The sequence below is a fragment of the Pseudotamlana haliotis genome, assembly GCF_008806375.1.
Lineage (GTDB): Bacteria > Bacteroidota > Bacteroidia > Flavobacteriales > Flavobacteriaceae > Pseudotamlana > Pseudotamlana haliotis.
This window is the reverse complement of record NZ_WAAT01000041.1, coordinates 43,039-56,685: the sequence shown is the minus strand read 5'-3', so window position 1 is coordinate 56,685 and position 13,647 is coordinate 43,039. Positions and strand designations below refer to the sequence as shown.

Genomic DNA, 13,647 nt, shown 5'->3' with positions numbered 1-13,647 from the left:
TGAGTGTAATCCATAGATTTCAAGTGAAATAGTTTAAACTTTTCATGCTTTACAAACATAGAAGAATAGGGTATTCGGAACAATGGACGTTTTGTTGGTTTTATTGTTCAAAATGTCTACATTTGATAGTATATGGAAAGTTTTTATCATTATTTAACAGATAATCTAGATGCTGAAGATTGGGGCATTTATGTGCCGACTTGTGGGTATCAACAAGTTTACCCTGGGGCAAATTACCCCGTAGAAGGGCACCCTGATACGCATACTTTTGAAACAGAAATTGGAAGAACACTACCTGGCTGTTACCTCATTTATATTCCAACTGGACGTGGTGTTCTAGAAACTAAAAGAGGTGAATGGGAAGTTAATTCTGGTGATGTAATGGTTTTGTTTCCTGGTGAGTGGCATAAGTATAAACCTTCTATGGAAACAGGCTGGGAAGAGTACTGGATAGGGGTTAGAGGTGAGGTATTATCAAATAGAATTCTTAAAGATTTATTTCCCGAAAACACCTCTTATGTTAAGTCAATTGGTTACCAGGAAGAGTTGATTTTTTTATTTAATCAGTCTATTAAACTGGTAAAAAGAAATAGCGCTGGTTATAGAAAAATTTTAGCAGGGATTGTGCTTCAATTGGTAGCGTACATTATTGCTCATGAAAATGAAGAGTTAGGTAACCGTGAAGAACAACTTTGCGATAAGGTTATTGAATACATAAGAGAAAACCTTAATACAGATATTAATTTTAAGGAATTGGCGAGTCAGCACCATTTAAGTTACAACAGGTTTAGAACCGTATTTAAAAATAATACAGGTATTTCATTACAGCAATATCTAATTCAAGAACGTTTGGAGCATGCTAAACGACTTATGATTAATACGGAACTGTCCTTAAAAGAAATTTCGGCTAAAACAGGATTTAATTCGTTATTTTATTTTTCAAAGGTATTTAAGAGTAAAATGGGGTATTCTCCAGGGCAAATTAGGAGAAAGTAGCGTGGAGTCAATTTTTAGCTCTTGGTATTAAAGGTTTTTCAAGAAATAGAATGAGCTAGAATATCGATGTAACGGATTTGAATAGTGCTTGATGAAACGCATTTTTTGAGGTTAACAATATTTATAATAAATCTATAAAAAAACCAAGATTTGAAATCATTCAAATCTTGGTTTTTTGTTTTATAAATGCTTCATAAACTTTGAAGTATCATTTCAAAAGTTCAATTTTTAAAGGGTTATTAATTCGTTTAGAAAAAGAATTAAGGTAGGTCTCCCAATCTTGTTTATTGTTAAACTGTCCACTTTCTTTCCATGCAAAACCTGCATAATAAACGACTTGTTGGTTAACAACATTAAGATGCGCATAGGCATTACTTAGGTCTTTTTTATCTGTACTGTAAGTTTCATACGATTGAAAAGTATGCTTGTTAGCTAGAATGGCAGTGCCTAATTCAGAATTGGCATGAGGCTGCCAATAACTTACCCAACCGTTTTCAGGGTTTCCGGTAACCTCACCATCTTTTTCATGCAACGTTAATCCAGCTGAAACAGTATTGACGCCCTCTATATGAGTAGTGAATTTTGATAAGTTGGAGCCTAAATCGAGACTAATAACTTTAGATTCTTTAATTTGATTTCCAGCAGCATCCCAATTTTCATATTCTAAATAAAAACTTGTACGTATTGGTCCATTAGTAATGCTACGCCATTTGGTATAGTTTTTAGAGACATAGTAAGAGGTGTCAATTTTTACTGCTAATCCACCAACGCCTCGGCTTACACCAACATGAAAATTATCTAGACCTTCTCCCGTATCATTGTGATATGAACCTGTTCCATTCGTTGTTTTTTCATACCATTTATTAATTATAGGGTATTCTACTTTTTTTAGCCATGCATCAACACCACTAGAAAGTGTGCCACCCGGAACTTGCTCTTCAATCATCTTTTGAGCGGTTGGACCATAAACTCTAAAAGCTACTTTATTATTCTCCCAAGTATAATCGTCTGTACGTTCTGGAACAAAACGAGAATAACACAATTCTGGTGCATTGATTTTATTTTCCTCTGAAATTTTAATGATTTCAAAACTAGCTTCTGAATTTGCTTTTACCTTTGGTTGAAATAGAATCATATCGTCAACACCGTCTCCATCCTGATCTACAAGTTGAGACAAAACTATTTGTTGCGCGTCTTTATTGAAAACACCTGCCTGAGATAGATCTTCAATCTTTAAAAATGATTTTGTTAATTCTACAGTTTCATTAGATCGTTCAATATCTAGCGCGTTTTTCACAACAATGGTTGTTGTTTTTTTCTTTTGGGAACAAGACATTACGACAAGTAATACTGATGTGAAAATTAAATGTTTTCTCATTTTCATATGAATAAGGCTTTTTTAATGACTATGCTTCGTTTGAAGGTTTTCCTATAGTTGCTAGAATTCCTCCATCAACATAAACAATGTGTCCGTTAACAAAATCACTAGCTTTTGAGCTTAAAAAAATGGAAGCTCCTGCTAAATCGTTTGGATCACCCCATTTTGCAGCTGGCGTTCTATTAATAATGAATTCATTAAAAGGGTGGCCGTCTACACGTATAGGTTCTGTTTGTGATGTTGCGAAATAGCCTGGACCAATACCATTTACTTGAATATTGTGTTTAGCCCATTCTGTAGCCATATTTTGAGTTAACATTTTTAACCCACCTTTTGCTGCAGCATAGGCACCAACGCTATTACGACCCAATTCACTCATCATAGAGCAAATGTTAATCACCTTCCCAGCTTGACGTGTAACCATGTTTTTTACAACATGTTTAGAAACAATAAATGGACTTACTAAATCGATGTCTATAACTTCTTTAAAGTCTTCAACTTCCATGTCTAGAAGAGGAGTTCGTTTTATTATTCCAGCATTGTTAATTAGAATATCTATTGGGCCTACTTCGGTTTCAATTTTGGCTACTGCAGCTTTAACTTCAGCTTCATTAGCGACATTAAATTTGTAACCTACAGCTTTAATGCCGAGGTTTTCGTAAGCTTTAATGGCATCATCAATTTTAGCTTGAGAGGAATTGCCATTTATTACTAAAATAGCTCCAGCTAGTCCAAGCCCTTTTGCCATGGCCATACCTAATCCGTGGGTGCTACCCGTGACTAAGGCTACCTTTCCTTTTATATCAAATAAATCTAAACTCATAACTTTATTTTAATTCATTAATTTTACAATGATCCATATCTCCATAATCAAGGTTTTCACCAGCCATACCCCATATGAAAGAATAATTGCTTGTTCCAGATCCAGAGTGGATAGACCATGGTGGAGAAATAACTGCTTGGTTATTACTCATCCAAATGTGTCTTGTTTCTTGAGGCTCTCCCATGAAATGTGAAACAGCCTGGTCTGAAGGAATTTCAAAATAAAAGTAAACTTCCATACGTCTATCATGTACATGGGCAGGCATGGTATTCCATGAACTCCCAGGTTTAATGGTAGTCATACCCATTTGTAATTGGCAAACATCTACGACACTATTTACGATGTATTTTCTTAAAGTTCTTGCATTAGCGGTTTCAGGAGCGCCTAATTCAATCACTTCGACATCATTTTTTCCTATTTTTTTATTTGGAAATGCTTTATGGGCAGGGGTAGAGTTTAAATAAAATTGTGCAGGATCATCGGCAGAATTACTTGAAAATTCTACACTTTTATTGCCTTGTCCTAGATAAAGGGCTTCTTTATGATCTAATTCATAAGTTTGTCCATCAACAACTACCTTTCCAGCAGCACCTATATTAATGATTCCTAATTCTCTTCTTTCTAAGAAATAATTGGCTTTTAAGGCATCGATACTTTCCAATTTCAATGGTGCGCTAGTAGGTACTGCACTACCCGTAATAAACCTATCATAATGAGAATAGGTTAAGTTGATTTTGTTTGGAACCATTAAATCGTCTATTAAGAATTCCTCTCTAAGCCTTGTTGTGTCATAAGATTTTACGTCCTGCGGCGAAGCGGCGTATCTCGTTTTGTAACTCGTTTTCATGTGTTTTTTAATTAATAAATTAATTTATTTTCCTAATTGGGACTGTACAGTTGTAAGGGGTCTTTGAGTAAATAATCAAAGAAATTTTAGTTCTTGCTGTTACAAATGTATTAAAAACTTATTAAAATGCAATCGATTGTATTTTAATTAAATTATATATATTTGTTTCCTACTTGATTTAAATTTGATTCAAATGGAAGTGAATAAAGTTACCATACATGATATTGCAAGGGCGCTAGACATTAATAGCTCTACCGTTTCTCGAGCGTTAAGCGATAGTCCTAGGGTGGCTAAAAAAACAAAAGATAGGATTTTAAAAAAAGCCCAAGAAATGGGATATCAACGAAACCTATTGGCGTCAAACTTGCGAAAAAATATTACAAATACTATTGGTGTTGTGTTACCTAGGATCTCACGTCATTTTTTCTCTTCTGTAATTCAAGGAATTGAGGAGGCGGCATATCAAGAAGGGTATAATGTTATGATTTGTCAATCGTTAGAACAGTATGAAAGAGAAAAAAATATTATTGAGACCTTGGCCGCCAATCGCGTTGATGGTGTCATAGTATCCATTTCCATGGAAACCGTTGATTACAATCATTTCGAGTGTTTAAAAAGTAGAGGGGTTCCTTTAGTTTTCTTCGACAGGCACTGCGATATACCCGGTTATAACAATGTACTAATCGATGATTTTCAAGCTGGTTTCGATGCCACTCAGCACTTAATTGAAAAAGGTTGTAAAAAAATTATTCATTTTTCTGGCCCTCAAGAATTAGAAATTTATAAAAATCGTTTTGAAGGATATAAAGCTGCTTTAATTAAAAATGACCTTCCATTTAGGTCAGATTATGTTATAAAGACTAGACTTAATGAGGTAGATGGTATTGCTAATACTAAAAAGCTTTTAAACGACAAATTAGAATTTGATGCTATTTTTTCGGCAAACGACGTAGCGGCCATTGGTGCTATAAAATGTTTAAATGAAGAAGGCATTAGAATTCCTGATGATATTTCAATAGTTGGGTTTAGTAACGAACCTATTTCAACAGTAATTAATCCAACTTTAACTACAATAAATCAACCCGGAGTAGAAATGGGACAGCGAGCAACAGAGCTATTGCTGAAAAATATTCAAAATAAAAAAGCCCCCCTAAAACCGGAAACAATAATTTTAGATTCAAGTTTAATTGATAGAGAGTCAACAGGTAAAAGCCATTAATAAAGGGTAATTCTGGTTTAGAAGTTAGGTTGGCATCTTAAATGGCTTTAACCTTAATGATTTTGAATAATATTTTATGAGAAATAAATTTTTACTATTAGTTCTAGCGATTAGCCTTTTTACATCTTGTGTAGAAAAGGATACCGGCAAGGTGCTTTATTTAGGGCATACCTTACCACAAGCACATCCTGTGCATAAAGGGGTTTTAGAGTTCAAAAAAGCCTTAGAATCGAAATCTAATGGAACGTTAAAAGTCAAGATTTTTCCAGATGCACAATTAGGGTCTGAAAGAGAGGTGCTAGAATTATTGCAAATTGGTAGTGTCGCAGCGACCAAGGTGAGTGCCGCAACCTTATCAAATTTTGTTCCTGAATACCATATTTTTGGTATACCATATTTGTTTAGAGATCAAGCGCATAAATTTGAAGTATTAGAAGGGGAAATAGGCAAAGAAATTCTTGAAAAGGGATCTAAGTTTTGGCTTCGTGGCTTATGTTATTATGATGCAGGCAGTAGAAGTTTTTATACCAGTAAGAAAGCCATAAGAACCCCAGAAGATTTAAAAGGACTTAAAATTAGGGTGATGAATAACCAGATGGCTATTAATATGGTAAACTCTATGGGAGGATCGGCAACACCATTGGCCTATGGGGAGTTATATACCGCCATCCAGCAAGGTGTGGTTGATGGTGCTGAAAACAATCCGCCATCTTTCGTGTCTTCCAATCATTATGAAATAAGTAAGTATTATACTTTAGATGAGCATTCTTCAATACCAGATGTACTTTTAATAGGTACGAAATATTGGGAAGGATTGTCTGAAGAAGAAAAAGTATGGGTTCAAGAAGCTGCAGATGAATCTGCCCAAGCACAAAAAGTATTTTGGAATGAATCTGTAGAGGCATCGATGAAAACAGCAATAGATTGGGGCGTAGAAGTAATTATTCCCGAAAAATCATTGTTTTCAGAAAAATCGAAATCGGTTTTAGAAGAGTTTATTAAGGAGTATCCTGAAATGGCACCTATTGTTAATCAAATTAAAAATCAATAGTTATGATGAACTATGTTTCTGTTTTCAATAAAATAAATAAGACCCTTGAATGGTTTATGATTATCATTTTTGGACTTTTAGTTATTGATGTTTTGTTTCAAGTGTTTTCGAGGTATATTTTAGGAACCTCATTTACATGGACTGAAGAGTTTGCACGTTTCGCCCTTATTTGGATGACCATAATTGGGGCAGCTTATCTTAATGCTAAAAGGGAACACCTGTCTATGGATTTCTTATATCAAAAATTTTCAGAAGAGAATCAACGAAAATTATCAATTCTAATTGAAGTGTTTATCTTTCTTTTTGCACTTATAGTCATGGTTATTGGCGGGTTAAATTTAGTGTATACCACCTTGCATCTTGAACAACTTTCAGGAACCTTGCGTATTCCACTGGGCTATGTTTACGCCGTAATGCCTTTTAGTGGTTTTATGATTATGTGCTTTTCGGTATATCATATTTCAAACATTTATTCAAACAAAATCCTCTAATTATTATGAGTATAGAAGTTATAAGTATCATCGTTTTGTTTGTCAGTTTCTTTACGCTTTTATTGTTAAAAGTTCCCGTGGCTTATAGTATTGGTATTTCTACCACTTTAAGTTTATTGTTGAATATTGATAAAATGCCAGGGCTAACAACTATAGCACAACGAATGACCACGGGTATTGATAGTTTTGCTTTATTAGCTATACCATTTTTTGTTTTAGCAGGTGAGATTATGAAGCAGGGTGGGATTGCTAATCGACTGATAAATTTTGCCAAGTCATTAGTTTCTAGTCTTCCAGGAGGACTAGCCTACGTGAATATTTTGGCCTCCATGCTTTTTGGAGCGATTTCGGGATCTGCTCTGGCGGCTGCTTCGGCCATAGGTAGCATCATGACCGATAGAATGGAAGAAGAAGGTTATCCAAGAACTTTAAGTGCTTCAGTAAATATTACAGCGTCTACTACGGGGCTTTTAATTCCGCCAAGTAATATTTTAATTGTATACGCCTTGGCCAGTGGTGGTGCGGCATCTGTAGCTTCATTATTTATAGCAGGGTATTTACCAGGCATCATGTTGGGTTTTGCTATTATGGGCTATGTCGCTTTTATAGCCATTAGTAAAAATTATGCTCGTGGAAAACGTGCCACACTTTTAGAAGTCTGGACGTATTTTAGAAAAGCTTTTTTTAGTTTACTCCTTTTGGTTATTGTGGTAGGAGGTATCGTTATTGGTATATTTACAGCAACAGAAGCCTCTGTAATTGCGGTGCTTTATGCCACAGTATTATCATTAATTTATGGGGATATGACCACGAAAGATTTTCCTGCTGTGCTGTTATCTAGCGCAAAAACAACTGCGGTAGTGATGTTTTTAATCTGTACCTCTATGGCTATGTCTTGGTTGTTTTCATTTGAAGGCATTCCAGAAATGATAAGTACCTTTTTATTAGAATCCTTAAATAATAAGTTTGCGATATTTTTAGCCATTAATATCATTTTATTAGTTATAGGAACCTTTATGGATATGACGCCAGCTGTATTAATATTTACACCAATATTTCTGCCTGTTGTAACGACATTAGGTATGGATCCTGTACATTTTGGGATTGTAATTGTTTTAAATTTATGTATTGGGATATGCACACCACCGGTGGGCACATTACTCTTTGTTGGTAGTGGGGTGGCTAAGGTTTCGGTCACGCAAGTTATAAAACCATTACTGCCATTTTTAGCTATTATGGTCGCTGTTTTAATGCTAATTAGCTTTATTCCTGAGATTTCTATGTTTTTACCTAGGCTATTTGGTCTGTAAGCACCTTATATTGTTTTAAAAGTGTAAATGCTACAGTTGAATCATTTATTACTGCAATAAAAAAACCCTGTAATTAATTAAATTACAGGGTTTTGTGTTTATTTGATTCTTAATAAGTACTCAAGGCGGGAACTGAAACTGCTTATTTTTACATTTTTTTAAACCCTTGTAAAATCTACAAAACCGCAACAAACATTACCAAACACCAGTAATTACTACAACTACAAAGATTAACTTAAATAAACTGAAATTAGTTAAGATTAAAAAACGGTTGGCAAACGGTTGGCAAGAATATAAAAAGTAGTATTATTGTATTGTTCAAAATTCAATACTATGGCAACTGTAAAATTCCAACTTCTAAGTAAAAGCGAAACAGCCCCTATTTATGTAAGGCTTTCTATTAATCGTAATTTAACACCGCGTGCGAAAACGGGATTACAAATTAATCCTAAAGATTGGAGCACCAACAACTACCCAAAAACCAATACAGCTACTAATAAGAATCTTAAGTCTAATTTACAGAAGCTCGAAACCTTTATACTAGATGAAGTCAACAACGCGAACAGCAGAGGCGAAACTATTAACACTAGTTGGTTAAAGTTTAAAATTGATCTACATTTCAAACGTGTCACGGAAAACAAACAAAGCGAACTTTTAACAGATGCAATACAAAGCTTAATTGATGAAGCACCAACACGTAAAAATGCGAAGGGCGGGATTGGCTTATCAAAAAGCCGTATTAATGGCTTAATTTCACTAAGAAATATCATTAATGAATATCAAGTTAAAGACAGTATAAAAGTTAAAGACGTAAATGTAAATTTTGCAAAAACCTTCTTAAATTTTTTGCTCAACACTAAGAAGTATCAAAAAAGCACCGCATTAAAAAAACTTGCTGACTTAAAAACAGTTTGTAATGATGCAGAACTAAACGGAATAGAGGTTAATGTGCAATACAAAAAAATAAATAGCACAAAATCGAATAACGAAAACATCCTTTATTTAACGCCCTCAGAACTTAAATTAATAGAACAAGCACATCTAACTAAAGAAGCGCATCAAAACGCCCGCAAATGGCTTCTATTAGGTTGTAGTTTAGGTCAAAGAGGCAGCGACTTACTACAATTAAACGAAAATAATTTCATTAACCGTAACGGCTTAGAGGTAATCGAATTAAAACAGCAAAAGACTGGTAAGAATATAACAATCCCAGTACTAGATACTACTGCAGAAATTATCAAAAGTGGATTGCCTTATAAAATATCAATACAGAAATTCAACAAGCACATTAAAGAGATTTGCGAAAGTGCTGGAATTGATGAAATGATACAAGGCAGTAAAACAAAAGTTATTGTAAAAGGCAAAGGCAATAAAGAGAAAAGAAAAATAAACGGCTTATATCCTAAATGGCAACTAATGGCTTCGCACGTATGCAGACGTACTTTCGCAACTAATCTATATGGCATATTACCAACACCCTTGATAATGCAAATAACGGCTCACAGTAGCGAAAAAATGCTATTAAACTACATTGGAAAAAACTCACTAGACTACGCCCAACAAATAGCAGATTTTTACACCCTTCAAGCTATTAAAGAGAAAAAACAGCCTCACTTAAATATTGTAAAAAATGCAAGTAATCAAAACTAATTAATACCATGAAAGCACTTAATGAACTTTTTAAAACGGATGAAGATTTCCCTAAAAACATTGATAATCTATGGAAAACCCGCAAAGGATTGCAAACTATTTACGAGAACAGACCTGACCTAAAAAGTGAAATATTACCTCAACTTCAAACTATTAATAATATCATAGATAGACTTATACAAGATAGATCATACCATCCAAACTATGGTTTTTACTAACTCGAAGCAACCAAAGCCTTTTTCATTCAATCTAAGAAGGTTTTAATATATTTACCTTAATCATATTAACCGTTCAAAATAATGGAGAAATACAACTACTTAGATATGCTTCTGACTGGACTACTTGAAAACAGAACAGATTTAAATGCTTATTTTATAAGAAGCCAAAAAATAGCGGATCGGGATTTTTTTATAACCGAAAGTAGTTTCTACTTAAATGTAAATAAATTGATTTCTAGTCTAAAGAAAAAAATAGAGTATCGGCTTTTTGAACGAAAAAATGAACTGTATTTAATTATAGACATCAAAAAATCGACTAATGTAAATATTAAAACAACTGAGGATGAAATAAATTCATTACACAAAAACCAGTTCCCTTTAAACTTGTTAATGCTAACTGATAATAAATACACTGGTAGTTTATATTATTCAGACTTAAACCTATTAGACGAAACAATAAAAAGCATTTTAACACCTAACAAGGAAAAAAAAACAAAGCCTAAATGGTTTCCTATTGGTTTAGGTTTTGCAAATGGAAAAATTCAGAAAAAGATAAAGACTAATTCAGCCCGAGAAATAGCAAAGTCCTATAACCTAGACGCGTGCCATAATTATATTTCATTAACTATAAGTAATCATTCTAAAGATCCAAAAAACATTTATTCAGATATTGATAAATTAAACCTTATCTACAACCATTGTATTGAAAACAACGTAGTTATGTGTGATGAATTTAAAAATATTTATAACGACAAAGTAAACGAAAATTCACTAAAGTAAATCGTTACTGCAAACGGGAGTAACGTTACTGTAACACCCCTCTTTTACAGCTAGTTAGATATAGTTTTACAGAATATTAATTAAAAATATTTTGTAAAATGACTCAAGTACAAATTCAATTACCTCAACATTTACAAGAAGATATTGACTTCTTAAAAACTCAATTAACAAGCCTTAAACTTCACTTTGAACCAAAGCAACCAAAGATTTATTTAAGTCGTGCTGAGGTTTCTAAAATGCTAAACGTTTCTTATGTAACACTTAACAAATGGAACAAAAGCGGAAAACTGAAAGCCGTTGGCATTGGTGGGCGTGTTTTATACCGACAAGAAGATATTGACAACGCAATTGTTGAACTATAAAAAAACAGATGAAGATGAAAACAACTGTTATACAAGTTCAAGAAGTTGAAAACGAAATAGAAATCTCATATTTTGGGATTCAATTAGTTAACCACCTAACCTACACCGTTAAAGATGGTAACGGAAAAAAATATAATCTAACAATAATACATGATTCTACATATGCAATTTTTGAAAATGGCACTTTAAGATTCTCTAAACCAGTAAAACTTGGAACATATGACCGATAATTTAATTAAAGTATCGGAAGTAATAAGAGACTTTAACAGTCAATCCGACCAAAGTAAAGAGAAACTCATAAATGAGGCTAAAATAGACGTCAGAGAAGAATTAAAACCACCTGAGGCAATACTATTACAAATCAATTCAGATAATGAAGATGAAAACAGGATTTTGTGTACTGCCGAAAACATTATGCTTGTTTCAGGAAAAGCAAAAAGCCGTAAATCATTTTTGTTAGGCTTCTTAGTTGCTCCCTTAGTTTCAGGCAGAATCATCAACGGTGTAAAGGGATGCTTACCAGCACATAAAAACAAAGGTATTTTTGTTGATACAGAACAAGGTAAATATCATGTGCAATTAGCACTAAAAAGAATTTGCAAAATGTCAGGGGTTGAATTCCCTAACAACTTAGATGTACTAGCTTTTAGAAAATATGCCCCACAGGAAAGGCTGGCATTATTAGAATATGCAGTTTACAATACTAAGAATTTAGGTTTTATTGTAATTGATGGTATTAAAGATTTAATTACTTCAATCAATAATGAAGAAGAAGCCACCATGATCATGTCTAAATTGATGAAGTGGTCAGAGGAATTAAATATTGCTATAATCATAGTACTCCATCAAAATAAAAGCGATACCAATGCAAGGGGACATATAGGAACTGAAGCAATCAACAAAGCCGAAACTCACATTTCAGTTACTAAAAGCGAAAGCGATAATGATGTTTCAATCGTAGAACCTCAAGGCTGCAGAAATCGAGAGCCCGAACCATTCGCCTTTGAAGTTTTGGACAACCTACCAGTATTAGTTGCTGATTATAAAATACGCACTGAAACTAAAACTACTAAGATTGATTTTTCAGATATAGAAGATCATAAAATTTATTCAATGTTGAATACTGTATTTAGCAATGAATTACAATACACATATACCGCCTTAGTAATTCAAATAAAATTAGCCTTCAAGACTTTATTTAAAAAACCAATAGGAGATAATAAAGCAAAAGAACTTATTTCATATTGCAAGAACAATAAATGGTTGTTACAAGCTGGAAACAAACAACCATATACTCAAGGAAATTTTGAAAACAACAATCTTGATGACATTAATTTTTAGGTTATCGGTTTAATTTAAGCATAAAAATATAAAGTTATCGGTTTAGTTTAAGCGTATATATACGCTATTAAACTGATAAACCTTTGATGTAGGTTTAATTAAATCGGTTTAAACCGTTAAACTGATAAATATCAAAAATGAGTATTTTAAAACAAAAAGTAAGTTTATTTTCAAGTTACAAAGATGCTGACCCAAAAACAGTGATGCTATATGATTTTATCACTTCAGATAAATTTAAAAACGAAGTTGATGTAATACGTAGCACAAATAATAAAGCTTTAAGAAATAGCCTTAAAAGTAGATTGCCAGCCATTACCCCGAGCGGACTATTTAACGAAAGACGTAGTATATCGAATCTTGTAAAACATACTGGATTAATTCAAGTTGATATTGACAAGCAAGATAATGAGCATTTAAAAATGTGCGATATAAAGGAGATTTTAAAAGATATTGAACAAATCTGTTTTGCTTCCTATTCTGTAAGTGGAAATGGCTTATTTGGTTTAATAGAGGTGTCGAATCCTGAAAAGCACAAGGAACATTTTTTAGCTTTAGAAGAAGATTTTAAAAACGACTTCAATATTATTATAGATAAAAGTTGTAAAGATGTTTCGAGGCTTAGAGGCTACACTTTCGATGATGATTTTTATATAAATGAGAATGCACTTATTTACGATCAACTTATACATCCCAAAGAAAAAACAAAACACAAGCCCAAAGTAATTAAGCTAATTCATGAATCAATAACAAAAGAAGATGATTTTTACAAAGCTTTAGAAGTGATAGAAAGAAACAGGTTAGATATTACAGGAAGCAATGAACAATGGTTTGACATACTTTGTTCCATAGCAAACGAATTTGGAGAAAGTGGTCGAGGTTTTGCTCATGTGATTAGTCAATATTCAAATCTATATGATTATAGCAGATGCGATAAAGACTATTCGAGAGCAATTAACAATAGTTATAGCTACAGTATTGGTACATTTTATTATTTCCTGAAGCAACATCTTACAGCATAAAAAAAAGGCTACCAATAAGGCAACCTTTTACAACCGTTCAAAGTTCAATAATACTTTAGTATTACCGGAATAAAGATACAAAATATACGATTACTTTTTATGTTTTCTAAACAAACAAAAGCCAGTATTAAAACTTCTACACTATCTGTTCGCGTGCGTGAA

General features: G+C 33.2%; 15 protein-coding genes. 12 read left to right on the top strand and 3 right to left on the bottom strand.

What is annotated here, in order from left to right; all coding sequences use genetic code 11:
* Window positions 1-132: 132 nt before the first annotated feature.
* Window positions 133-996, top strand: coding sequence for an AraC family transcriptional regulator (locus F6U93_RS07915; protein WP_150938564.1), 864 nt, complete (start codon window positions 133-135; stop codon window positions 994-996).
* A gap of 208 nt (window positions 997-1,204) precedes the next feature.
* Here the strand turns inward: F6U93_RS07915 and F6U93_RS07910 are convergent, their stop codons facing one another.
* Genes F6U93_RS07910 through kduI form a run of 3 tightly spaced genes read right to left on the bottom strand, consistent with a single transcriptional unit; the run spans window position 1,205 to window position 4,044 of the window.
* Window positions 1,205-2,380: a DUF4861 family protein gene (locus F6U93_RS07910; protein ID WP_317132838.1), complete on the bottom strand. Its 1,176-nt coding sequence runs from the start codon at window positions 2,378-2,380 to the stop codon at window positions 1,205-1,207.
* 22 nt (window positions 2,381-2,402) lie between these two features.
* Window positions 2,403-3,197, bottom strand: a complete 795-nt coding sequence (locus tag F6U93_RS07905) for a gluconate 5-dehydrogenase (RefSeq protein ID WP_150938562.1) — start codon at window positions 3,195-3,197, stop codon at window positions 2,403-2,405.
* Window positions 3,198-3,201: 4 nt separating this feature from the next.
* The gene (gene kduI, locus F6U93_RS07900) at window positions 3,202-4,044 is read right to left on the bottom strand and encodes a 5-dehydro-4-deoxy-D-glucuronate isomerase (RefSeq protein WP_150938560.1); all 843 of its coding nucleotides are present in this window, start codon (window positions 4,042-4,044) and stop codon (window positions 3,202-3,204) included.
* 193 nt (window positions 4,045-4,237) lie between these two features.
* Between kduI and F6U93_RS07895 the strand changes: the two genes are divergently transcribed.
* From F6U93_RS07895 to F6U93_RS07845, 11 genes are all read left to right on the top strand, one after another.
* Entirely contained in the window at window positions 4,238-5,263 is a 1,026-nt protein-coding gene (locus F6U93_RS07895) for a LacI family DNA-binding transcriptional regulator (RefSeq protein ID WP_150938558.1), read from the top strand.
* A gap of 76 nt (window positions 5,264-5,339) precedes the next feature.
* Window positions 5,340-6,314: a TRAP transporter substrate-binding protein gene (locus tag F6U93_RS07890; protein WP_150938557.1), complete on the top strand. Its 975-nt coding sequence runs from the start codon at window positions 5,340-5,342 to the stop codon at window positions 6,312-6,314.
* 2 nt (window positions 6,315-6,316) lie between these two features.
* The gene (locus tag F6U93_RS07885) at window positions 6,317-6,805 is read left to right on the top strand and encodes a TRAP transporter small permease (RefSeq protein ID WP_150938555.1); all 489 of its coding nucleotides are present in this window, start codon (window positions 6,317-6,319) and stop codon (window positions 6,803-6,805) included.
* 5 nt (window positions 6,806-6,810) lie between these two features.
* Entirely contained in the window at window positions 6,811-8,115 is a 1,305-nt protein-coding gene (locus F6U93_RS07880) for a TRAP transporter large permease (RefSeq protein ID WP_191963472.1), read from the top strand.
* Between the two features lie 333 nt (window positions 8,116-8,448).
* A complete protein-coding gene (locus F6U93_RS07875) occupies window positions 8,449-9,765 on the top strand; it encodes a tyrosine-type recombinase/integrase (protein WP_150938553.1) in 1,317 nt (438 codons plus the stop codon).
* 8 nt (window positions 9,766-9,773) lie between these two features.
* The gene (locus F6U93_RS07870) at window positions 9,774-9,983 is read left to right on the top strand and encodes a hypothetical protein (RefSeq protein WP_150938551.1); all 210 of its coding nucleotides are present in this window, start codon (window positions 9,774-9,776) and stop codon (window positions 9,981-9,983) included.
* A gap of 81 nt (window positions 9,984-10,064) precedes the next feature.
* Complete coding sequence (locus F6U93_RS07865) at window positions 10,065-10,763, top strand: hypothetical protein (protein ID WP_150938549.1); 699 nt, start codon at window positions 10,065-10,067, stop codon at window positions 10,761-10,763.
* A 98-nt stretch (window positions 10,764-10,861) separates the two neighbouring features.
* Window positions 10,862-11,125, top strand: coding sequence for a helix-turn-helix domain-containing protein (locus tag F6U93_RS07860; protein ID WP_150938547.1), 264 nt, complete (start codon window positions 10,862-10,864; stop codon window positions 11,123-11,125).
* Window positions 11,126-11,139: 14 nt separating this feature from the next.
* Window positions 11,140-11,355 carry a hypothetical protein gene (locus tag F6U93_RS07855; RefSeq protein ID WP_150938545.1) on the top strand — a complete coding sequence of 72 codons (216 nt, stop codon included), beginning with the start codon at window positions 11,140-11,142 and terminating at the stop codon, window positions 11,353-11,355.
* Entirely contained in the window at window positions 11,345-12,466 is a 1,122-nt protein-coding gene (locus tag F6U93_RS07850) for an AAA family ATPase (protein ID WP_150938543.1), read from the top strand. Before F6U93_RS07855 ends, F6U93_RS07850 begins: the two co-directional genes overlap by 11 nt.
* Before the next feature lie 137 nt (window positions 12,467-12,603).
* Window positions 12,604-13,485, top strand: a complete 882-nt coding sequence (locus F6U93_RS07845; RefSeq protein ID WP_150938542.1) for a BT4734/BF3469 family protein — start codon at window positions 12,604-12,606, stop codon at window positions 13,483-13,485.
* The last annotated feature ends 162 nt before the right edge of the window (window positions 13,486-13,647 follow it).

Excerpts from the sequence above, each read along its gene's own strand:
- F6U93_RS07915 (WP_150938564.1), top strand. The coding sequence starts at position 133 with ATGGAAAGTTTTTATCATTATTTAACAGATAATCTAGATGCTGAAGAT.
- F6U93_RS07910 (WP_317132838.1), bottom strand. The coding sequence starts at position 2,380 with ATGAAAATGAGAAAACATTTAATTTTCACATCAGTATTACTTGTCGTA.
- F6U93_RS07905 (WP_150938562.1), bottom strand. The coding sequence starts at position 3,197 with ATGAGTTTAGATTTATTTGATATAAAAGGAAAGGTAGCCTTAGTCACG.
- kduI (WP_150938560.1), bottom strand. The coding sequence starts at position 4,044 with ATGAAAACGAGTTACAAAACGAGATACGCCGCTTCGCCGCAGGACGTA.
- F6U93_RS07895 (WP_150938558.1), top strand. The coding sequence starts at position 4,238 with ATGGAAGTGAATAAAGTTACCATACATGATATTGCAAGGGCGCTAGAC.
- F6U93_RS07890 (WP_150938557.1), top strand. The coding sequence starts at position 5,340 with ATGAGAAATAAATTTTTACTATTAGTTCTAGCGATTAGCCTTTTTACA.
- F6U93_RS07885 (WP_150938555.1), top strand. The coding sequence starts at position 6,317 with ATGATGAACTATGTTTCTGTTTTCAATAAAATAAATAAGACCCTTGAA.
- F6U93_RS07880 (WP_191963472.1), top strand. The coding sequence starts at position 6,811 with ATGAGTATAGAAGTTATAAGTATCATCGTTTTGTTTGTCAGTTTCTTT.
- F6U93_RS07875 (WP_150938553.1), top strand. The coding sequence starts at position 8,449 with ATGGCAACTGTAAAATTCCAACTTCTAAGTAAAAGCGAAACAGCCCCT.
- F6U93_RS07870 (WP_150938551.1), top strand. The coding sequence starts at position 9,774 with ATGAAAGCACTTAATGAACTTTTTAAAACGGATGAAGATTTCCCTAAA.
- F6U93_RS07865 (WP_150938549.1), top strand. The coding sequence starts at position 10,065 with ATGGAGAAATACAACTACTTAGATATGCTTCTGACTGGACTACTTGAA.
- F6U93_RS07860 (WP_150938547.1), top strand. The coding sequence starts at position 10,862 with ATGACTCAAGTACAAATTCAATTACCTCAACATTTACAAGAAGATATT.
- F6U93_RS07855 (WP_150938545.1), top strand. The coding sequence starts at position 11,140 with ATGAAAACAACTGTTATACAAGTTCAAGAAGTTGAAAACGAAATAGAA.
- F6U93_RS07850 (WP_150938543.1), top strand. The coding sequence starts at position 11,345 with ATGACCGATAATTTAATTAAAGTATCGGAAGTAATAAGAGACTTTAAC.
- F6U93_RS07845 (WP_150938542.1), top strand. The coding sequence starts at position 12,604 with ATGAGTATTTTAAAACAAAAAGTAAGTTTATTTTCAAGTTACAAAGAT.